This is a genomic window from Pseudoduganella danionis, assembly GCF_009720775.1.
Taxonomy (GTDB): Bacteria; Pseudomonadota; Gammaproteobacteria; order Burkholderiales; family Burkholderiaceae_D; genus Rugamonas; species Rugamonas danionis.
Genome location: NZ_WNKW01000003.1, coordinates 19,077 through 40,528, shown reverse-complemented (window position 1 = coordinate 40,528; position 21,452 = coordinate 19,077). Strand labels below are relative to the sequence as shown.

Genomic DNA, 21,452 nt, shown 5'->3' with positions numbered 1-21,452 from the left:
TGGCGCTAGCGTTTAAAAGCGGACAAGCAGAAAAAAACCCCATATGGTCTAGCAGCGCATGACATCGCAACTAGCATATGGGGTTTCTTGTATTCTGGCTCCCCGACCTGGACTCGAACCAGGGACCTGCGGATTAACAGTCCGTCGCTCTACCGACTGAGCTATCAGGGAATTGAGGCCAGAATTATAGCTGGCCTTTCCGGTTTTGCCAAATTTTTTTGCCTGCGCAGTTATATCGCCAACGCACCACACCAGACCCCAGAAACAAAAAGCCCCAAGCGCATGACACACTTGGGGCTTTCAATATTCTGGCTCCCCGACCTGGACTCGAACCAGGGACCTGCGGATTAACAGTCCGTCGCTCTACCGACTGAGCTATCAGGGAATTGAGGCAACATTTTATACTGTTTAGATCATTTCGACAAGGTTGCTATCGAAGTAATCTTTAACACTACAATCTGCTGCTCATCGGCTGCATCATGCGACGCAACCGAAGAAGCAAGATCTTAAAGCACTTTTGCGATGGCGTCAATCACGATATCGATGTTGCGCGAGTTCAGCGCAGCAACACAGATACGGCCCGTGTCCACGGCATAGATCGACGAAGCGCGCAGTTGCTCGACTTGTGCCTTGCTCAGGCCCGAGTACGAGAACATGCCCACCTGATCGCGCACGAAAGCGAAATCATGGGCCGGTGCTTTGGCTTTCAGTTTGGCCACAAACGCTTCGCGCATTTCCTTGATACGGACGCGCATGCCTGCCAGTTCGTCTTCCCACATCTGACGCAGTTCCGGCGTGGTCAGCACGGTCGCCACTACTTTGCCGCCGTGCACAGGCGGGTTGGAGTAGTTGGTACGTACCACGCGTTTCAGTTGCGACATCAGACGCGCAGCTTCTTCGCTGCTGGCAGCGACCACGCTCAGCGCGCCCACGCGCTCGCCGTACAGCGAGAACGATTTGGAGAAGGAGTTCGAGACCAGCAGCGGGCCGCCAGCGGCAGCGAAGCGGCGTACCACAGCGCCGTCTTCAGCGATGCCCGCACCAAAGCCCTGATAGGCCATGTCGAGGAACGGTACCAGACCGCCAGCGGTGACGGCAGCGATGACTTCATCCCACTGGGCCGAGCTCAGATCGGCGCCGGTCGGGTTGTGGCAGCAAGCGTGCAGCAGCACGATGGAACCGCGCGGCATGGCTTTCAGTGCAGCCAGCATGCCGGCGAAGTTCACGCCATGGGTAGCTGCATCGTAGTAAGCGTAGTTATTCACGGTGAAACCGGCGCTCTCGAACAGGGCGCGGTGGTTTTCCCAGCTAGGATCGCTGATGTAGACCTGCGCATCCGGCGCGAAGCGCTTGAGGAAGTCGGCACCGATTTTCAGTGCACCCGTGCCACCGATAGCCTGCACGGTGACAGCACGTTTTTCCTGCACCACGGCGCTATCGGCACCGAATACCAGTTCCTGCACGGCCTTGTCGTAAGCTGCCAGACCTTCGATCGGCAGGTAGGTACGCGGCGCTGGTGCAGCGATCAGAATTTCCTCGGCTTTCTGCACACACGACAGCAGCGGCACTTTGCCGTTGTCGTCATAATAGACACCCACACCCAGATTGATTTTGGCTGGATTTTGGTCGGCGTTAAATGCTTCGGTGATACCCAGAATTGGGTCGCGTGGGGCCATGTCGATGGCGCTGAACAAGCTAGGATTCGTCATGATAAGATTCGATTCGATTGGAAGCGGTTCACTGCGGTTGAAGGTAGACAGCGCGCCCCAAAAACTGCTTCAGGCCGCTGGCAGGCCATTATTTTAACAAAGGTCGGTACACGATGGCTGATTTACCCGCAGAAAACGCGACAGATAACTCCACAAAGGCAACGGTTGTCACCTTCCCGGACTCGCCGTTCCGCCTGCATCAACCCTTCCCGCCCGCGGGCGACCAGCCCACGGCCATCGACCAGCTGTGCGAAGGCATTAACGATGGCCTGTTCTATCAGACCCTGCTGGGCGTAACGGGTTCCGGCAAAACCTACACCATGGCCAATGTGATCGCCCGTATGGGACGGCCAGCCATCGTGTTTGCACCCAACAAGACGCTGGCGGCCCAGCTGTATTCGGAGTTCCGCGAATTCTTCCCCGAAAATGCGGTCGAGTATTTCGTTTCCTACTACGATTACTACCAGCCGGAAGCCTATGTGCCGCAGCGCGACCTGTTCATCGAGAAGGATTCCTCGATTAACGAACACATCGAGCAGATGCGGCTATCCTGCACCAAGTCGCTGATGGAACGGCGCGATGTGGTGATCGTGGCCACGGTTTCGGCCATCTACGGTATCGGTAACCCCACCGAATACCACCAGATGATCCTGACGCTGCGCGCCAAGGACCGCGTCTCGCAGCGCGATATCATCGCCCGCCTGATCCAGATGCAATACACCCGCAACGAAGTCGATTTCGGCCGCGGCACTTTCCGCGTACGGGGCGACACGCTGGACATCTTCCCGGCCGAAAATGCGGAACTGGCCGTGCGGCTGGACCTGTTCGACGACGAACTGGAATCGATCCAGCTGTTCGACCCGCTGACGGGGCGCGTCAAGCAAAAGATTCCGCGCTTTACCGTGTATCCGGGTTCGCACTACGTGACGCCGCGCTCCACCGTGCTGCGCGCGATCGAAACCATCAAGGATGAGCTGCGCGAACGGCTGGACTTCTTCCGCCGCGAGAACAAGCTGATCGAAGAACAGCGACTGGAACAGCGCACCCGCTTCGATCTGGAAATGATGGCCGAGATCGGCTTCACCAAGGGCATCGAAAACTATTCGCGCCACCTGAGCGGCGCCCTGCCGGGCGAACCGCCACCCACGCTGGTCGATTACCTGCCCAAGGATGCGCTGATGTTCCTCGACGAATCGCACGTGCTGGTGGGCCAGCTCAGCGCCATGTACAACGGCGACCGCTCGCGCAAGACCAATCTGGTGGACTATGGTTTCCGCCTGCCGTCGGCACTCGACAACCGCCCGCTCAAGTTCGAGGAATTCGAGCAGAAGATGCGTCAGACCATCTTCGTTTCCGCCACCCCGGCCGACTACGAAAAAACCCACGCCGATCAGGTCGTGGAACAGGTGGTGCGCCCGACCGGTCTGGTCGATCCGCAAGTGATCGTGCGCCCTGCCCTGTCACAGGTGGATGATCTGATGTCGGAGATCACCCTGCGGGTGGAGCGCAACGAACGCGTGCTGGTCACTACGCTGACCAAGCGCATGTCGGAACAGCTGACCGAATATCTGGGCGACCACGGCATCAAGGTACGCTATCTGCACAGCGATATCGAAACGGTGGAACGGGTGGAACTGCTGCGCGACCTGCGCATCGGCACCTTCGACGTGCTGGTGGGGATCAACCTGCTGCGCGAAGGGCTGGACTTGCCGGAAGTATCGCTGGTAGCCATCCTCGACGCCGACAAGGAAGGCTTCCTGCGTTCCGAGCGTTCGCTGATCCAGACCATAGGCCGCGCCGCCCGCAACCTCAACGGCGTAGCCTTGCTGTACGCGGACCGCATGACGGATTCGATGGAACGCGCCATCGGCGAAACGGAACGGCGCCGCGCCAAGCAGATCGCCTTCAACGAAGCCAACGGCATCGTGCCGCGCGGCGTACACAAAGTCATCAAGGACATGATAGACGGCGTGTACAGCCCTGAGCAGGTCACGGAAGAACTGCAAGTGGCGCAGCAGACGGCCAAGTACGAGGCCATGAGCGAGAAGCAGATCAGCAAGGAAATCAAGCGGCTGGAAAAAGCCATGCTCGATCACGCCAAGAATCTGGAATTCGAAAAAGCCGCGCAGGTGCGCGACCAGCTGCATGTGCTCAAGCAGCAGCTGTTCGGCGCACCAGGCGCCGATACGCTGGGCTAGGCCAGCGCATCACGCCTGCCCTAGCGCGCCAACTGGTCGATAAAGCTGTTCACGCTGTCGAGCAACTGGGGCGCCACCGGCAGGTCCGGGCTGCCATAGGATTTACGCTGCAGCTCGGCATCCGTGCCGACCATCTTCAGCAGATGGTTCATGCCGTCGATGATTTGCAAACGGGCGCGCGGCGCAGCTGCCGCCAGCGCCTGCGCCTCGCTGACGGGCACCTGCACATCGGACGTGCCTTGCACGATCAGCACGGGCATGCTCAAGCCTGCCACCGCCTTGCGCGGATCGTGCTGCAGCCACGAGATCAGATACGGCTGCACCGAGGCGTGGTACAAGGCCTGCAACGGCGCCGGCACATCGGCCACGGGCTGCCCCTGTTTCAAGGCCGCCAGTATGCGCTCGTTTTCTGCCAGCAGCGGCGGCGGCAACTGCTTGGCCAGTTGTTCGCGCAACAGTTCATCGGCCGGATGACCGGCGCCGGCCAGCAGTACGCAGCCATCGGCCTTGGCGATGGCACAGGCTTCCGCCACGATCTGCGCCCCTTCGCTGTGACCGATCAGGATCACGCGCGAAAAGCGTGCATCGGTACGCAAGCGGGCCGCCCATGCGGCCGCATCGGCAATATAGTCATCGAAGCGCAGTTCCTGTTCGCGCCAGCGCGGATTGGCACTGGCGGCGATGCCGCGCTTGTCATAGCGCACTGAAGCGATCCCGTGGCGTGCCAGCCCTTCCGCCAGCAGTTTCAGCGAATCATTGGGTCCCGGCAGCAAATGGTTATTGCCATCGCGGTCAGTCGGCCCCGAGCCCGCATGCAGCAGCACTACCGGCAGCTTGCCCTGCACGCCGTCCGGCGTGAGTTCAGTGCCATATACGGCAGCACCACCCACGTCCAGCGTCACCGGCACCGAGGCCGCAAAGGCGGAAGACGATAACAGCAGCAAGGACAGCAATAGCTTCATGGTGCACTCCATATCATTGAGGAAGACGTTTGTAATACAGCAGCGAATACAGCACGGCCAGCGGCACCCAGGCCAGCAAAGCCAGCAGCAACAGCCAGTGCGGCGCGCCTGCCGCCAGCAGCAGCAAGCCCAGTACGCCGCTACCCACCATCAGGCGCCCGGCCAGCCGGTGGGTGGCATACCACACGCGCTCGCTGGCCAGCGTCCAAGGCGTGCGTATGCCCATGTAGAAATTGCGTCTGACTTTGCCCATAGGGTTGCCGGTCAGGATGAGCGCAACACAGCCCAGTGCCGGTGCGATGCGGCCGATTTCCAGCGGCAACCCCAGCGCAGCACCGAGCACCAGTGCCTCGACGCAGGCCATCAACGCCACCGGCAGCGTCATCAGATAGCCATAGGTAGCACCTGATGCCTGCACTTCAAACTGGCGCGGCGACAACCACGGCAACGCCATGCCCAGCAGCAGCAAGCCGCCCATGGCGCCCGGCCCCAGCAGCCAGATCTGCCAGCGCGGCCCGTAGCCGTCCACCTGTCCGGCAGCATTCCAGTGCATGGGCAGCGTTGCCGGCAGGCGCGGATACAAGTAGGCGGTGACGACACACATGACAACGATCATCAGCAAACACAGCAGAACAGCACGTGGCTTCATGGTTTCCTCTCGGTAGGCAGATCACCGGCCAGATCCAGCATCCAGGCCAGCACATCCTGCAAGACGGTGGTATTCAGGCCGTACCAGATGGTCTGCCCCTCGCGCCGGCGCGTAATCAGATCCGCATCGGCCAGCACGGCGAAATGGTGCGACATGGTGGGCTTGCTCATGTCGAAGTGACAGGCCAGATCGCCAGCCGTCATCTCACCCTGGCGCAGCAGACGCAGAATTTCGCGGCGCGCAGGGTCGGCGATGGCTTTAAAGGCACTGTTGGCGGCATTCATTAGAAATTCATCTAATTAGATAGTTATCTAAATATAAGAGCAAAAAAGGCAGGCGTCAAGCACCTGCCCTGCCCCATCAAAGGGTTTTAACGAATTCACGTATGCCGCCCAGCAGCATTTCTATCGACATGGCCGTCAGGATCAGGCCCATCAAGCGCTCGAACGCCGTCATCACCTGCGGCCCCAGCACCTTCTGCAGCTTTTCAGCACTGAGGAACACCGCGAGCCAGACTAGCCCGACGGCTGCCAGCGCTGCCACGTGCACCAGCACCTCGCCCGTGCTCTCGCGCGAAAACAGCAGCACCGTGGCCAGCGCCGACGGGCCGGCCAGCGCCGGTATCGCCAGCGGCACGATGAAAGGCTCGCCCCCTTCGGTACGGCCTAGCACCCCATCGGGATGAGGGAAAATCATGCGGATAGAAATCAGCAGCAGGATCACGCTCCCGCCTATGCGCAAAGAAACCTCAGACAACTGCAAGGCTGTCAGGAAGTGACGGCCGAAGAACATGAAGACCAGCAGCAGCACAAAGGCTATGGCGCATTCGCGGATCACGATGCGGGGACGGCGCGCCACCGGCACCGGATTGAGCACGCTGGCGAACAGCGGCACATTGCCGAAGGGGTCAGTTACCAGCAACAGCAGGATAAAGGTCTGGAAAAAATTCTGGGTCATGAGTGGGCTCGTATCAACAAAAAACGGGAGCCGCAGCTCCCGTTTCTAGTGTACCACCAGATTCAGCTTATGCCGACTTGCGGCGGCGGGCGATGGCACCGACCAGACCCAGGCCAGCCAGCAGCATGGCGTAGGTTTCTGGCTCAGGAACAGGCGCGGTCTCATAGGTGTAGGTTACCTTGGCGTAGGCATCGATCGTGCCCTCCGAGTAGTACGACGCATTGGCCGGACCGGAAAAGAATGGCGAAACCTTGCCAGTCACGCTGAGTGCCAGCGAACCATTGAGGAACATCTGCAGTTCAGCTGGCGCGGTGAACGTACGGGTGTACGCCTGGGTAGCCAGTGGCAGGTTGGTGTCCAGCTCGTCCTGGGCATCGATGGTAAAGACATTGTTCGATACGGCACTGATGTCGCCGTATGCCGTGTGCAGAACGCCGGTCAGATTTGCCGTAAAGTCAGCCGACTTATTACCGAGATTTGCCAGCTCGACGTAGCCAGACAGGCGGTCGTGCAGTTCGAACTGCACGGAAGTCAGCTTGCCCAGATGGGTATCGAAGCCGTCCAGCGTCAACGTGCTGGGCACATTACTCTGCACATCGAATACGGTAGCTTCGGAAACGCTGGTGCCAGCCGTAGCGTTCAGCGCACAAGTCATTGCAGCAGCGGCTGCGAACAGTTTGGTCATTGGGGTCATTTGTCTAGTTCCGCAAAAATTAGGAGATCAATCCGCAATCACTTAGGCGGAACGTTTGTTGCGTTTGGCAACCAGGCCCAGCATAGCCAGACCGGCCAGCAGCATGCCATAGGTTTCTGGTTCCGGTACCGGTGCCGCATCGAAGGTATAGGTTACATGACCATAACCATTTGCGAAGTTGCTATACACCGCTTTTACTTTATCTTCAGTCAGGGTGGTAGAGGCCGAAACCGACAACTCGGAAGTCAGAGTACCAGCCGTTTTGAACAGCAACAGATCAGCACCGCTGAAGGACGTGGAGGCGTGCAGCGTGTATTTTTCCGATTCGCTAGCCGTGCCTGCTACACCATTGATTTTCGGGCCCACCCACAGCGCCGTATTGAGCAGGGTTGCCGAAGTGCTTAACGTAGCGCCGGGCGCAACCAGTTTCAGGCTGGCAGGTACCGAAACATTCAGCGTACGATCGCTAGTGTTTTTGTTGGCCAGCGCGACCGAGGCATCGATATCCGAATAGATGTCGAGCGATACTGCGGTCAAAATGCCTTTGGCGGGATCAAAACCCTGGAAAGTCATCAGCACATCCACCAGATTCACTTTGGTAGAGTCAATTTTGCTCAGTTCATAGACCTCAGTTTTTGCGTGGGCGGCGCCGGCCATCAGCGAGGCGGCAACCAATACTGCGCTGGTGATTTTGTTGAGTTTCATGGATTTCCCTGTTGAGTAGACGTCAAGTCAATTCATTGCCAATCAAACACCTTACTTGCATTTGCAATAAATTTTTTGCTTAAACGAATCTTAACACGAAATACGGATTTGTCATTTCTTTTTTGCACTTTAAAGAGAAAATTTGCAACTAAAATTTCTCTTGTGTAATTTTTCGTGTGCGCGACTTGTATTTTGATATTAATTCAAGCACACCCACACGTTTTCGCCTCCAAAAAAAATACGGGAGCCGCAGCTCCCGTATTTTGCCGATCTAATGATGCATTAAATCAGGCTGCTTTTTTCGCTTTACGCTTTGCACTAGCAGCACCAACCAGACCAAGGCCAGCCAGCAGCATGGCATAGGTTTCCGGTTCAGGCACTGGCGCTGTGGTATAGGTGTAGGTCACTTGGGCATAGCCATCCACTGTTACATCCGTACCATACTTGGCATTTCCGCCAGCTGCCAACGACTGATCGGAAATGGCGCTCAGCGCTGCAGAGTACGAGCCGGTACCAATAAACGCTAACAAGTCCGCAGGCTGGCTAAAGCTCAGAACTTTGCTGATAAGCTGCGTCGGCAGAGCATCGTTCACACTGCCCCCTGCCGCCAACAGATATCCAGGCGTAACCCAGTTTTCTGCCACTACGGTTTTACCGCCTACAGTGGCCGTCATATCCGCGCCCGTCTTCACACTGAACCAGCCCGAGCCCAGATCATTATTGGTCAGCTTAATCGAACCATTCAAGGTGCTGAACAGCTCGAAGGTCACCGACGTCAGCTTACCCAAATGGCTGTCGAACTGGGCGAAGTTTAGCGAGCCCGGATTATTTTCAACATCATAAATCGTCACTGATTGTGGCAGCGTCTGCTGCAGCGTCGCCGCCTGTGCGCCCATACTTACCATCAGCGCTGCCGCAGCGATCAAAGTCTTGGTCATTTTGCTCATCTTCTGTCCCTAAATTAATCGTGATGGTCCGAATCAGACCTGAGCCGCACGGGCTTTACGCTTGCCTGCATAGGCGAGTACACCGAGACCCAGCAACATCATGCCGTAGGTTTCAGGTTCAGGCACTGATGCCGGAATATAGGTGTAAGTGATTTTGCCGCCCAGGCTGTGGACCAGGGTGCTGTAGTCAGCGGTAATGCCCGTTGGGCTATTGGCACCGCTAGTGGCAGTAATTTGCAGCTGGCTCTCTAGCGCTCCAGCACCAATGAACTTGGCAAAATCACTATCTGCCACATTGACATTCACAATCAGGGTTTCGCTATGTTTGCCAACCAGAACATCGGTAGATTTTGCTGCAGAAACAACCGAACCAGACAGCAGATTGCGCGCATCCGAACCCAGTACTTCACCTGGCAGCGACAGTTGCATAGCCGAGTTCAACTGCATATTGACGTTCTTGGCCACGCTTTTACTGTTACTCAGCAGGAGCTGCCCCGTCACCTCTGCACTGTAACTGATGTTGATGGCAGTCAACGTGCCCAAATGGTAGTCGAACTGCTGCAAATTGAACGTTTCAGTGAAGTTGGTCTTGGTATCGTTAAAACCCGCAAGGTTAATGGTTTGCACCGCGGCCATGGCTGGCAATGCGAACGTCGTTGCGGCGAGGCAAACTGCAGTAGCTAAGGTTTTCAGTTTCATACGTTTTCCATAAAAGAAGCGCCATACCGCGGCATAAAAGGCTAGCTGCAAAAAGTTGCCGCGCCACCAAACTTGCTTACTTGAATGGATCATAACATGAAATATTCAATTTGCATTACTTTTGCGACATTTTATATACATTTATCACAACAAAAGTTACCTTATTGAAATTGACAATAAAAAAACGACCCGCAGGTCGTTTTTTTATTGATGCAGAGGAAACAAAGAGGCTTATTCGGCGCTCTCGCCCTTTTTAATCCACGCAGCCAGCTGGTGCGGACGCAGGCCGTCATAGTCTTCGAACGGCTGATGGATCCACGGATTGTGTGGCAGCTCTTCCATCTGGTAGTCCGGCTTGAACACCGAGCAACCCTTGGTCCAGATCACGGCCGAACGCACTTCGGTCACGCCCGGGAAGTTTTCCTGCAGATGCTTCATGACTTTCACCAGCGTCACGCCGGAATCGGCCAGATCGTCCACCAGCAGAATGCGGCCGCTCAGCGGACCCTTGGTCATCGTCATGTATTTGGCGATGTCCAGATCACCGCGCACGGTGCCCGCTTCTTCACGGTAGGAACTGGTCGACAGGATGGCCAGCGGCACATCGAAGATACGCGAGAACACATCGCCCGGACGCACGCCGCCGCGCGCCAGACACAGCACCTGGTCAAACTTCCAGCCCGATTCATGGACTTTCAGTGCCAGACGCTCGATCAGACGGTGGTATTCATCCCAGCTGACCCAGAGGTGTTTTTCATTCGATTGTGGGTTGTTCATAAGGTCTTCCTTGATTACTCGAACGGATGACGCAGTACGATCGTTTCTTCACGATCCGGACCGGTCGATACCATGTCGACCGGCACGCCGACCAACTCTTCGATACGTTTGATGTAGGCACGGGCGGTGGCTGGCAGCGCTTCGAGGGTTTTCGCGCCCACGGTGCTTTCCTTCCAGCCCGGCATTTCTTCGTACACTGGCACGCAACGCGCTGCCTCTTCCGCGCCGGACGGGAAGATATCCACGGCCACGCCGTCGATGGTGTAGCCGGTGCACAGCTTCAGGGTTTCCAGACCATCCAGTACGTCCAGCTTGGTCAGGCACATGCCCGTCACGCCGTTGATCTGTACCGAGCGGCGCAGCAGCGCAGCGTCGAACCAGCCGCAGCGGCGGGCACGGCCCGTCACGGTGCCGAACTCGTGGCCCACTTGCGCCAGATGGTGGCCCACGCCAGCATCGGTAGGCAGTTCCGAAGGGAACGGACCGGAACCCACGCGGGTGGTGTAAGCCTTGGTGATACCCATGATGTAGTGCAGCATGTTCGGGCCCACGCCAGCACCGGCAGCGGCATTACCGGCCACGCAGTTGGACGATGTGACGAACGGATAGGTGCCGTGGTCGACGTCCAGCAGCGAACCTTGCGCGCCTTCGAACAGCAGGTTGGAACCGGCTTTGTGGGCAGCGTACAGGGCGCTCGATACGTCGGTCACCATAGGGCGCAGACGCGGCACATAGGCCAGCGCGTCGTCCAGCGTTTTCTGGTACTCGACCTTCGGTGCTTTCAGATAGTTTTCCAGCACGAAGTTGTGGTAGTCCAGATTTTCCGCCAGCTTTTCAGCGAAGCGTTTTTCGTTGAGCAGGTCGGCTACGCGAATCGCGCGACGCGCTACTTTATCTTCATAGGCCGGGCCGATACCCTTGCCGGTAGTGCCGATCTTGGCAGCGCCACGGGCTGCTTCACGGGCCAGATCCAGTGCCGAATGGTACGGCAGAATCACAGGTGCCGCATCCGACACTTTCAGACGCGATGCCACTTCCACGCCGACTTTTTCCAGCTTGTCGATTTCGCGCAGCACATCCGGCACCGACACCACCACACCGTTACCGATGTAGCAGGCCACGCCCGGCCGCATGATGCCCGAAGGGATCAGTTGCAGCGCAGTCTTGACGCCGCCGATCACCAGCGTATGGCCGGCGTTGTGACCGCCCTGGAAGCGGACCACACCCTGTGCATGATCGGTCAACCAGTCGACGATCTTGCCTTTACCTTCATCGCCCCATTGGGTGCCGATGACGACGACGTTTTTTGCGTTTTTATTTGACATCACACTAACCTAAGTTTTTAAGAATCCAGTTACTACCATTATCGTCGAGCACCAGCGCGCGATCGCACTCGAACTCGTCCAGTTCGTTGCTGTGACCCGGCAAACTCTGGATCACCACTTCGCCGGACTTGCGCAGCTCGGCGATTTTTTCCTTCAACTCCGGCGCATTGCCCCATGGTGCACGGATCGAATGCTTACGTTCCGCCGTGGGCAACAGACGCGCCAGTTCGCGCAAATCGAGCGAGAAGCCGGTGGCGGGACGTGCCCGGCCAAACGCCTCGCCGACGTGATCATAACGGCCACCGCGCGCCACCGCATTCGGCAGGCCGGGCACGTACAGTGCAAACATCGCACCGCTTTCATATTGGTAACCGCGCAGGTCGGCCAGATCGATGGCCACTTCAGCCCGGCCCAGCGCCGACGCTGCCAGCGCGGCCAGCTCGGCCAGCGCCTTGCTGATACCGGGCAGATCCGGCAACACGTCACGCGCACGGCCCAGCACTTCCACACTGCCGTACAGGCTAGGCAGAGCCAGCAGCGCGTCGCGCACTACCGGCGTGTAGTCACGCGTGAGCGCCTGCAGGCCAGGCACATCCTTGGCGCGCAGCAGTTGCACGATCTGCGCCGCATCGCGCGTGGCCGCAGCATCACCCTCGGTGATGGCACGCAGCACACCGACGTGGCTGAGGTCCAGACGGGCGCTGGTGAAACCGGCCAGTGCCAGCGAAGCCAGTGCCAGTTCCTGAATTTCAGCATCCGCTTCCAGTCCCGCATGGCCATAGATTTCGGCACCGATCTGCAGCGGCTCACGGGTGGCGTGCAAGCCTGAAGGACGCGTATGCAGCACGCTGCCGGCATAGCACAGGCGGGTGACGGAGGCGCGGTTCAGCAGGTGGGCATCGATACGCGCTACCTGGGTGGTCATGTCGGCGCGCAGGCCCAGCATGCGGCCCGACAGCTGATCGACCAGCTTGAAGGTGCGCAGATCGGTATCTTCGCCCGCGCCCGTCAGCAGCGACTCGAGGTATTCGAGCATGGGTGGCATCACCAGCTCGTAACCGTACAGACGGAAGTTATCCAGCATCAGACGACGCAATTCTTCAATCTTGCGTGCTTCCGACGGCAATACGTCGGCGATATTCTCGGGCAAAAGCCAATTTGGCATGGGGAACTGGTACGGAATATTTAATTAAATAAAGAGCAATACGCAGCAATAGACTGCGCGACCGGCGACCGACAAGCGGTAGGCCGAACCTGATATTTTACGCGAAAATGGATTTTAAGACGAGAAAAGATGCGCAAAAGCACCTGAAAACGCCGCTACCGGACTGCCATCTGGCAGCCCGGCAGGGTTGTGGCTTTACTTCTTGCCGCCTGCAGCGGCGCCGGCCGGTGCAGCGCCCGTGCCTTTGAAGTATTTGAAGAAGTCCGAGCTGCTATCCATCACCATCACGTCGCCGTGATTCTTGAAGGTGGCGCGGTAGGCTTCCAGACTGCGGTAGAACTTGTAGAACTCGGGGTTCTTGCCGAAGGCTTCAGCGTAGATGGCCGATGCCTTGGCATCGCCCTCACCCTTGATCTGCTCGGCGTCACGATAGGCTTCGGCCAGAATCACCGAACGCTGACGCTCGGCATCGGCACGGATTTTCTCCGAATCGGCCGAACCGGTGGAACGCAGTTCATTGGCCACGCGCAGACGCTCGGCCTTCATACGGTCGTACACCGAGTTGTTAATCTGCTCGACATACTCGACCCGCTTCAGACGCACATCGATGATCTCGACGCCGATCTGGGCCGCTTCCGCCACCACCTTGGTGCGTATGCCTTCCATTACCTTGCCGCGCTGGCCGGAGATCACTTCGCCCACGGTGCGCTTGGTGATTTCTTCGTTCAGGGCAGCCTTGATAATCTGCGACATGCGGTCACGCGCGCGGTTCTCGTCGCCATTGAAGGTGACGTAGTACAGCTTGGGCTGGCCATCGGCACGGCCGATGCGCCATTTGACGAAGCTGTCGACCAGAATATTCATCTTCTCGGCCGTGATGAAACGCTCGGCATCAGGCGACTCGATGGTCATGATGCGGTTGTCGAGGAACAGCACGTTCTGGAATGGCGGCGGCAGCTTGAAGTGCAGGCCCGGCTCGCGGATCACTTCCTTGATCTGCCCCAGCGCGAACACGATCGCATACTTGCGCTGATCGACCACGAACACGGTGGACGACAGCAGCAGGAAAGCGACGAAAGCCGCCACGAGGAAACTGGCTATACGATTCATTAACGGCTCTCCCGGTCACGTAAGGCTTCGCGCGAACGCGGATCGCGCGGACGGTTCACTTCCACCGTCTGCATGGTCTCGCTGCTGCCGGCGCTGCTGATGGCAGCCGGCTTGGCGGCACTGGCGCTGGCGGCAGCATCGGTCGCCGCTGCCTGTGCAATCAGCTTGTCGAGTGGCAGGTAGAGCAGATTGCTGCCCGACTTGGCGTCCACCATCACCTTGCTGGTGCTCGAGTAAATCTGCTGCATGGTGTCCAGATACATGCGGTCGCGCGTCACGGCGGGCGCTTTCTGGTACTCGGCCAGCACCTGCTTGAAGCGGGCCGCATTACCGGTAGCGTTTTCCACCACCATAGAACGGTAGCCTTCGGCTTCCTGCAGCAGGCGCGAAGCCGTACCGTGAGCCTTAGGTATCACGTCGTTGGCATAGGCCTGACCTTCGTTCTTCTGGCGCTCGCGGTCCTGTCCTGCGCGCACGGCGTCGTCGAAGGCCACCTGCACCTGCTCGGGCGGCTGCACGGCCTGCAGCGTGACGTTCGAGATCAGCACGCCGGAAGCGTAGCGATCGAGAATTTGCTGCATCAGTTGCTGGGTTTCCAGCGCCACCTTGTCGCGGCCTTCGTACAGCACGAAGTCCATCTTGTTCTTGCCGACGATTTCGCGGATCGAGGTCTCGGCAACCTGACGCACGGTATCTTCTTCGTCGCGGTTATTCAGCAGCCATGCCACCGGGTCCTTCAGCTTGAACTGCACGGCGAACTGGATGTCGATGATGTTTTCATCGTCCGTCAGCATCAGCGACTCGCGCGCCTGCTTGTTCTTGATATTGCCGCGATAGCCGATTTCCACCACCCGCATCTGCGACACTCTGACCACTTCGTCGCTCTGGAACGGATACGGCCAGCGCCAGTTAAAACCGGCACCGGTGGTGTGGCTGATCTTGCCGAAGGTGTAGACCACGCCGGTCTGGCCTTCCTGCACGATGAAGGAACCGCTGGCCAGCCAGATCAGGGCCACCACCACGGCTACCGCACCGGCCGTGGCACGCAGTCCGCCCGCATCGGGACGGCTAGGCGGCACACCGCCATTGCCACCGTCTGGACGGTTCTTCTGGCCGAACATGCTGTTCAGGCGCTGATTGAAATCGCGCCACAGCTGTTCCATATCGGGCGGGCCTTCGCCCGGCTTTTTGCCTTCATTGGCTTGCGGCTTGCCGTCCTGCTGATCCGAACCCCAGCGCGGGTCGTTCAGATTGGCTTTCAGGCCGAGACGTTTGAATATCGAGGAGACACGCATCAGTGTGATCCAACTTGAGTGAGGGTGGGACTGCTTTCGGCTGCTTCGGCGTCATCGGCTAGTTCAGCGTCATCCGCCAGCTCTTCTTCATCTACCGCGTAGGTCTGGTTCAGGCGCGCGCCGGGCGCACTCATGGCCCATTCGACGATGGCACTACGCAGCAGATCCAGCCCAGCACCCGTGCGGGCACTGAGGAAAACGCGGGAAATCTTATCATACTCATCGCGCTCAACCGAGGGCTCCAGCTCGGCCGCATCGATCTTGTTCCACACCAGAATCTGCGGAATATGATCGGCACCGATTTCCTTGAGCACCAGATTGACCTGCTCGATCTGCTCCATGCGCACGGGCGACGATGCATCGACCACATGCAGCAGCAGATCAGCGTGGATAGTTTCTTCCAGCGTAGCGCGGAACGCGGCCACCAGCTGGTGCGGCAGTTCGCGCACGAAGCCCACCGTATCGGAAATCACCACATTGCCCACTTCCTGCCCCATGTAGACGCGGCGCGAAGTGGTATCCAGCGTCGCGAACAACTGGTCAGCCACATACACACCGGCCTTGGTGACGGCATTGAACAGCGTGGATTTGCCAGCATTGGTGTACCCCACCAGCGACACCGAGAAGGTCTGGCTGCGGCCGCGCGAACGGCGCTGGGTTTCATGCTGCTTGCGCAGCTTGCCCAGACGGGCACGCAAGGCTTTGACGCGTTCGCCAATCAGACGGCGGTCGGTTTCCAGCTGGGTTTCACCGGGGCCGCGCAGACCGATACCGCCCTTCTGCCGCTCCAGGTGAGTCCAGCCGCGGATCAGGCGCGTGGCCAGATGCTGAAGCTGAGCCAGTTCCACCTGCAGCTTACCTTCATGGGAAGCGGCACGCTGGGCAAAAATATCGAGAATCAGGCTGGTGCGGTCCAGCACGCGGATATTCAGGCGCTTTTCCAGATTGCGCTGCTGGGCGGGCGACAGCGCATGATTGAAAATGACGATTTCGATGCGGTGATCCTGCACCGCCATAGCGATTTCGTCGGCCTTGCCGCTGCCGACGAAATAGGCGGCATCAGGCGCCGCCCGCTTGGCCGTGATCGTCGTAATCGGTTCTGCACCGGCCGAACGGGCCAGTAACTGCAGTTCCTCGACGCTGGCGGCAAAGTCGCCCTGACCGAAATCGATACCAACTAAAGCTGCACGCATACGGTCAGGCTAGAAGATGTAGCGGTAAGGCAAACGCTTATTCCGCGTCCGCATCAACGCTGAGGTTGACGGCGCGGGCTGGCACCACGGTCGAAATGGCGTGCTTGTACACCATTTGCGTCACGGTATTGCGCAGCAGCACAACGTATTGGTCGAAGGATTCGATGTGACCTTGCAGCTTGATGCCGTTGACCAGATAGATCGAAACAGGCACATGCTCTTTACGCAAGGCATTGAGGAATGGGTCTTGTAACAGTTGCCCTTTGTTGCTCATAACAGCTCCATTTTTGTGTTGTTGTGTTCGGATTTGGAGGCGAAACGCTTAATTTCAAGTACGTGGCTCAACGAAAGTCAAATGATTTCCGCTGAAACACCGCTCGCCGAAGGAAGAATGGTGCTTCTAAGCCACTGTAACCTGTTTTGACTTTTTTTGCAGTTATGTACAGCAAAAAAAGTCCTTAAAAATGCCTTATTTCGCTGCCGTCTTGGCAAACGGGTTCTTACCGGTACGCAGTTCGATGCGCAGCGGCGTGCCTACCAGCGCGAAAGTATCGCGGAAATGCTTTTCCAGATAGCGCTTGTAAGGCTCGCCCACAGCGTCCAGTGCATTGCCGTGAATCACGATCACAGGCGGGTTCATACCGCCCTGGTGGGCATAACGCAGCTTAGGACGAATGCCACCCTTGCGGCGTGGTTCCTGCTTCTCGACGGCTTCGATCAGCGCGCGCGTCAGCTTAGGCGTGGACAGGTCCGACATCGCTGCTGCATAAGCCGCATCGACGGATTTCATCAGCGGGCCTATGCCCTGTGCGCGCAGCGCCGAAATGAAGTGGGTCTTGGCAAACGACAGGAAGTCCAGCTTGCGGTCGATATCGATCTTGATTTCGTCGCGTTCATCGCTGCGCAGACCGTCCCACTTGTTGACGGCCACCACCAGCGCACGGCCAGTCTCGAGCACGAAGCCGGCGATGTGGGCATCCTGCTCGGAGATGTCCTGCTGGGCATCCAGCAGCAGCACCACCACGTTGGCTTCGGAAATCGACTGCAGCGTTTTCACCACCGAGAACTTCTCGATCGCTTCGAACACCTTGCCGCGGCGGCGGATACCGGCCGTGTCGATCAGGGTGTACTGCTTGCCATCGCGCTCGAACGGAATCTCGATCGAATCGCGCGTCGTACCCGGCATGTCAAAGGCGATCACGCGCTCTTCGCCCACCAGCGTATTGATCAGGGTGGACTTGCCCACGTTAGGACGACCGACCAGCGCGATCTTGATACCGCGTTCGTCTTTTTCCAGTTCTTCCGGATCTTCCGGACGCTGGGCAAACGCCAGGTCCAGCGCTTCCTGCACCAGATCGGCCACGCCGTCGCCATGCGCCGACGAAATCGAGTACGGCTCGCCCAGACCCAGTTCGTAAAAGTCGGCCACCACGCTGGTATAGCGCATGCCTTCCGATTTATTCACCACCAGCATCACCGGACGACCGCTCTTGCGCAGGAAGTCGGTAATGGTTTTATCGTGCGGTGTCAGGCCCTGACGGCCGTCGACCAGAAACACGACCACGTCGGCTTCGGCCACGGCCTGCTTGGTCTGCAGCGCCATCTGATACATGATGCCTTCCTTGGCCACGGGTTCGAAACCACCCGTGTCGATAACGAGGAAGGGACGTTCGCCGACACGGCCCTCGCCATAGTGACGATCGCGCGTCAACCCAGGCAAGTCCGCCACCAGCGCATCGCGCGAGCGGGTCAGACGATTAAACAAGGTCGATTTCCCTACATTGGGTCGACCCACTAGTGCGATTACCGGCTTCATTTTTTACTCGACTGCGAGTGCAGTCACTGTCCCTGATTGGGTTTGGAAAATCAAATTCGCGCCAGCGATGACAGGGTCCGCTTGGATCGGGCTGCCATCGGTCGCGGCGCGACCTATAAATGCGCCATCTTCCCGCGAGAGCAGATGGACATAACCCTGGAAGTCACCCACTGCCACGGCACGGCCGTACGACACAGGGGTCGACAGGCGGCGATAGGACAGTTTGTCGTTCTTCCAGGCGTTGCTGCCGTTTTCACGGCTGTAGGCTGCAACTTCACCTTTGTCGTCGGAGACGAATACAAAGCGCTGATCGACCGTCACGCCCACATCGGACGATGCCGGCTTGCTCCAGTGCGGAGCACCGGTCAGCGCATCAAAACAGGCCACTCGGCCCTGATACGATACAGCACATACATCTTTTTCGAAGATCACCGGCGTGCCGGCGATGTCCGTCACGCGTTCCAGTTCAGTCGCGCCGCGTGGCTCGCCCACCACCACTTCGAAGCGCTGCAGGCCGGTGGCCAGCACCAGCACCAGCAGCTTGCCGCCCGGCTGGGCCACATACACGTTGGCGCCGTTGATCACCATGCCCGGCGCATTACGCAGCGTCAGTGCCGGCGTAGTACGGGCCACGCTCCAGCGCTTGGCGCCGCTCTTGGCATCGAAGGCCGTGATCTGGTTATCGACACTGCGTACTACCACCATGCCGCCGCCGACTACGGGCGAGGACAGCACTTCGCTGGTCGCCTGGGCTTTCCACAACTGCTTGCCGCTGGCGTCATAGGCAAGGATAGCACCCTTGACGCCGCCCACTGCCACTACCTCGCCATCGCTGCCTACACCGGCCGTCAGGTCGGTGCCGGTTTTGACGCGCCACTGCTCCTTGCCGCTGGCCGCGTTCAGGCGAGCCAGCACGCCGTCGCCATCGGCCACATACAGGCTGTCGCCCACCAGTGCCGGCGTAAACACGGCATTGCCGGCTTTACCGAGCGAGTATTTCCATACGGTGCGCGGCGTTACGCCGCCCTTCAGCTCCACCAGCGCTGCTGGCTGGATCTTGGTATCTTTCGACGAGAACAAGGAACAACCGGCCAACGTCGCCAGCAAGCTTGCAGTAATAACTTTTTCGGTAATACGCATATTTCAACCTTGATCGGAAAGCGCCGCAGTTGGCGGCGCCAGAATATTAAGCTGCGTCTTTAGCGGCTGGCACGGCGCCGCCGATAGCTTCGAATTTCAGCTGGATCAGCTGGCGGCCTGGCGATTTCTTATCGCTGGCATCCAGCGCAGCCTGATAGGCCGTGCGGGCCTCGGCCAGCTTGTTCTGCGCTACCAGAATGTCGCCCTTGCGGTCGGCCACGGCCGCTGTGAACTGGGCCGGCACTTCGCCGGCCAGTACCTTCAGCGCTTCGTCGTAAGCTTTTTCATCCAGCAGCACACCGGCCAGACGCACTTTGGCCACAGCCTTGAACTCGTCGCCACCATGCTCGATTGCCCATTGCAGCTGGGCCTTGGCCGATTTCACATCGTTGGCGTCGAAGCTGCTCTTGGCGGCCACCAGCGCACTCATAGGCGCATAGGTGGTGCTGCCGAATTTGCTCTCCATATCGCCGGCAGCGCGCAATACCTTGGCGTTGTCTTTGGCATCGACGGCCGAAGTCAGCTCGTCATACAGCGCAGCAGCCTGGGTGGCCTGATTACGCTGGTAGTAGTTCCAGCCGTTGTAACCGGAATATGCTGCCAGACCAGCGATCACCACCCACGAGGTCAGATTGCCGTACTTTTCCCACCATGCTTTAAGGGACGCAATTTGTTCTTGTTCTTCGAGATCGTATGCCATGTCAGTGTGTCTGCTAGTTGTAAGAGTTATTCAAAATGAAGCTGCGCTCGGTCGATTAGTGATTGCAGTTCTCGTCGTGTACGTGGTGGTGATGATCGCCGCTTTCAGTGATCTGGTCCACTACGAAATCTACCACCTCGTCGAACGGCACGGTGCTCTGCTGCTGTTCGCCTTCGCTAGCGCGCATGGCTTTGACTGCGGCCGTGTGGTTCTGCACCTCGTCTTCACCGATGATGACGGCAAATGCGGCGCCAGCGCCGTCGGCCTTCTTCATCTGCGACTTGAAGCTACCTGCACCGGCAGGCGTCGAGCCGTGCATGATCACGTCCAGACCGGCGTCGCGCAGGCGCTCGCCCAGCACGAAGGCTTGCAGCTGGGCCGCTTCGCCCTGATGCACGAGGTAGACGTCGCACTGGTTAGGCTGTTCCGGCTCGCCGGCAGCTTTGAGCAGTTCCAGCAGGCGTTCGATGCCCATGGCGAAACCGACGGCCGGCGTAGGTTTGCCGCCGAACGAAGCGATGAGCGGATCGTAACGGCCGCCCGCACACACGGTGCCCTGCGAACCCAGCGAGTCCGTCACCCATTCGAACACGGTACGGTTGTAGTAGTCCAGACCGCGCACCAGACGGGTGTTGATCACGTAAGGGATGTTGTTGTGGTCGAGGATCTTGCGCACGCCGTTGAAGTGGGCCAGCGATTCTTCGCCCAGATAGTCGAGCAGCTTGGGCGCCTGATTGACCATCTCCTGCATGGCAGGGTTCTTGGTATCGAGTATGCGCAGCGGGTTGGAATGCAGACGGCGCTTGGCTTCTGCATCCAGAATGTCTTCGTGCTTTTCCAGATAGGCGATCAGGTCGACGCGGTGGCGCGCACGCTCTTCCGCATCACCGATGGAGTTCAGTTCCAGACGGATGTTTTCCAGACCCAGATCGTCCCACAGGCGGCGGCACATCATGATCATTTCCGCGTCCACGTCCGGGCCGCTGAAGCCCACGGCTTCGCAGCCGAACTGGTAGAACTGGCGATAGCGGCCGCGCTGCGGACGCTCGTGGCGGAACATCGGGCCCGTGTACCACAGGCGTTTCGGGCCTTCGTACACCAGATTGTGTTCGATCACGGCACGCACCGCACCCGCAGTCCCTTCAGGGCGCAGCGTCAACTGGTCACCGTTCATGGAATCGGTGAAGGAATACATTTCCTTTTCCACGATGTCGGTCACGGCGCCGATGGCGCGCGCGAACAGCGCAGTGTTTTCCACGATAGGGGTACGGATCTGCTGGAAGCCGTAGCTCTGCACCACCGACTGAGCGGTGTTTTCGAACAACTGCCACAGATGCGAGTCGGTCGGCAGGATGTCGTTCATGCCTTTGATGGCAGTGATTTTTTCAGCTTTCTTCGTTTCGGACATATC

At 58.6% G+C, this 21,452-nt stretch carries 21 protein-coding genes and 2 tRNA genes; 1 reads left to right on the top strand and 22 read right to left on the bottom strand.

The window, feature by feature from the left end; translation table 11 throughout:
• Positions 1–95: 95 nt before the first annotated feature.
• The 3 genes from GM655_RS11760 to GM655_RS11750 all read right to left on the bottom strand — a co-directional run bounded on the left by GM655_RS11760 (position 96) and on the right by GM655_RS11750 (position 1,709).
• Positions 96–171: transfer RNA gene (locus GM655_RS11760), tRNA-Asn, on the bottom strand.
• Positions 172–309: 138 nt separating this feature from the next.
• Positions 310–385, bottom strand: a tRNA-Asn gene (locus GM655_RS11755).
• Between the two features lie 121 nt (positions 386–506).
• Complete coding sequence (locus tag GM655_RS11750) at positions 507–1,709, bottom strand: amino acid aminotransferase (protein WP_196308756.1); 1,203 nt, start codon at positions 1,707–1,709, stop codon at positions 507–509.
• Positions 1,710–1,822: 113 nt separating this feature from the next.
• Here GM655_RS11750 and uvrB point away from each other — a divergent pair, with 113 nt between their 5' ends.
• The gene (gene uvrB, locus GM655_RS11745; protein ID WP_155434890.1) at positions 1,823–3,907 is read left to right on the top strand and encodes an excinuclease ABC subunit UvrB; all 2,085 of its coding nucleotides are present in this window, start codon (positions 1,823–1,825) and stop codon (positions 3,905–3,907) included.
• A 20-nt stretch (positions 3,908–3,927) separates the two neighbouring features.
• On the opposite strand, the gene GM655_RS11740 is transcribed toward uvrB, so the two are convergent.
• The 19 genes from GM655_RS11740 to hisS all read right to left on the bottom strand — a co-directional run bounded on the left by GM655_RS11740 (position 3,928) and on the right by hisS (position 21,449).
• On the bottom strand, positions 3,928–4,869 hold the full coding sequence (locus tag GM655_RS11740) for an alpha/beta hydrolase (RefSeq protein WP_229632535.1): 942 nt from the start codon (positions 4,867–4,869) through the stop codon (positions 3,928–3,930).
• A 13-nt stretch (positions 4,870–4,882) separates the two neighbouring features.
• Positions 4,883–5,518 (bottom strand): SdpI family protein, encoded by a 636-nt coding sequence (locus tag GM655_RS11735; RefSeq protein ID WP_155434888.1) that lies wholly within the window; start codon positions 5,516–5,518, stop codon positions 4,883–4,885.
• Positions 5,515–5,802 (bottom strand): autorepressor SdpR family transcription factor, encoded by a 288-nt coding sequence (locus GM655_RS11730; RefSeq protein ID WP_155434887.1) that lies wholly within the window; start codon positions 5,800–5,802, stop codon positions 5,515–5,517. Before GM655_RS11730 ends, GM655_RS11735 begins: the two co-directional genes overlap by 4 nt.
• 76 nt (positions 5,803–5,878) lie before the next feature.
• Complete coding sequence (locus GM655_RS11725) at positions 5,879–6,475, bottom strand: MarC family protein (protein WP_155434886.1); 597 nt, start codon at positions 6,473–6,475, stop codon at positions 5,879–5,881.
• Positions 6,476–6,542: 67 nt separating this feature from the next.
• Complete coding sequence (locus tag GM655_RS11720; RefSeq protein ID WP_308807410.1) at positions 6,543–7,169, bottom strand: FxDxF family PEP-CTERM protein; 627 nt, start codon at positions 7,167–7,169, stop codon at positions 6,543–6,545.
• Between the two features lie 42 nt (positions 7,170–7,211).
• Positions 7,212–7,874, bottom strand: coding sequence for a choice-of-anchor E domain-containing protein (locus tag GM655_RS11715; protein WP_155434885.1), 663 nt, complete (start codon positions 7,872–7,874; stop codon positions 7,212–7,214).
• 287 nt (positions 7,875–8,161) lie between these two features.
• Positions 8,162–8,821, bottom strand: coding sequence for a choice-of-anchor E domain-containing protein (locus GM655_RS22965; RefSeq protein WP_229632534.1), 660 nt, complete (start codon positions 8,819–8,821; stop codon positions 8,162–8,164).
• A 33-nt stretch (positions 8,822–8,854) separates the two neighbouring features.
• Positions 8,855–9,520 (bottom strand): choice-of-anchor E domain-containing protein, encoded by a 666-nt coding sequence (locus GM655_RS22745; protein WP_196308755.1) that lies wholly within the window; start codon positions 9,518–9,520, stop codon positions 8,855–8,857.
• Between the two features lie 231 nt (positions 9,521–9,751).
• Complete coding sequence (locus GM655_RS11700; RefSeq protein WP_155434884.1) at positions 9,752–10,297, bottom strand: phosphoribosyltransferase; 546 nt, start codon at positions 10,295–10,297, stop codon at positions 9,752–9,754.
• Positions 10,298–10,311: 14 nt separating this feature from the next.
• Entirely contained in the window at positions 10,312–11,622 is a 1,311-nt protein-coding gene (locus GM655_RS11695; RefSeq protein WP_155434883.1) for an adenylosuccinate synthase, read from the bottom strand.
• A gap of 4 nt (positions 11,623–11,626) precedes the next feature.
• Positions 11,627–12,787 carry an ATP phosphoribosyltransferase regulatory subunit gene (locus GM655_RS11690; protein WP_155434882.1) on the bottom strand — a complete coding sequence of 387 codons (1,161 nt, stop codon included), beginning with the start codon at positions 12,785–12,787 and terminating at the stop codon, positions 11,627–11,629.
• Between the two features lie 195 nt (positions 12,788–12,982).
• Positions 12,983–13,897 (bottom strand): protease modulator HflC, encoded by a 915-nt coding sequence (gene hflC / locus GM655_RS11685; protein ID WP_155434881.1) that lies wholly within the window; start codon positions 13,895–13,897, stop codon positions 12,983–12,985.
• Positions 13,897–15,192: an FtsH protease activity modulator HflK gene (gene hflK, locus GM655_RS11680; protein WP_155434880.1), complete on the bottom strand. Its 1,296-nt coding sequence runs from the start codon at positions 15,190–15,192 to the stop codon at positions 13,897–13,899. Before hflK ends, hflC begins: the two co-directional genes overlap by 1 nt.
• Positions 15,192–16,385: a GTPase HflX gene (gene hflX, locus GM655_RS11675; protein ID WP_155434879.1), complete on the bottom strand. Its 1,194-nt coding sequence runs from the start codon at positions 16,383–16,385 to the stop codon at positions 15,192–15,194. Before hflX ends, hflK begins: the two co-directional genes overlap by 1 nt.
• A 37-nt stretch (positions 16,386–16,422) precedes the next feature.
• Positions 16,423–16,659 (bottom strand): RNA chaperone Hfq, encoded by a 237-nt coding sequence (hfq, locus tag GM655_RS11670; protein WP_155434878.1) that lies wholly within the window; start codon positions 16,657–16,659, stop codon positions 16,423–16,425.
• 195 nt (positions 16,660–16,854) lie between these two features.
• Positions 16,855–18,201 (bottom strand): ribosome biogenesis GTPase Der, encoded by a 1,347-nt coding sequence (der, locus tag GM655_RS11665; RefSeq protein WP_155434877.1) that lies wholly within the window; start codon positions 18,199–18,201, stop codon positions 16,855–16,857.
• A 3-nt stretch (positions 18,202–18,204) separates the two neighbouring features.
• A complete protein-coding gene (gene bamB / locus GM655_RS11660; RefSeq protein WP_155434876.1) occupies positions 18,205–19,341 on the bottom strand; it encodes an outer membrane protein assembly factor BamB in 1,137 nt (378 codons plus the stop codon).
• 46 nt (positions 19,342–19,387) lie between these two features.
• Positions 19,388–20,041 carry a YfgM family protein gene (locus tag GM655_RS11655; RefSeq protein WP_155434875.1) on the bottom strand — a complete coding sequence of 218 codons (654 nt, stop codon included), beginning with the start codon at positions 20,039–20,041 and terminating at the stop codon, positions 19,388–19,390.
• Positions 20,042–20,096: 55 nt separating this feature from the next.
• A complete protein-coding gene (gene hisS, locus GM655_RS11650) occupies positions 20,097–21,449 on the bottom strand; it encodes a histidine--tRNA ligase (protein ID WP_155434874.1) in 1,353 nt (450 codons plus the stop codon).
• Between the last annotated feature and the right edge of the window lie 3 nt (positions 21,450–21,452).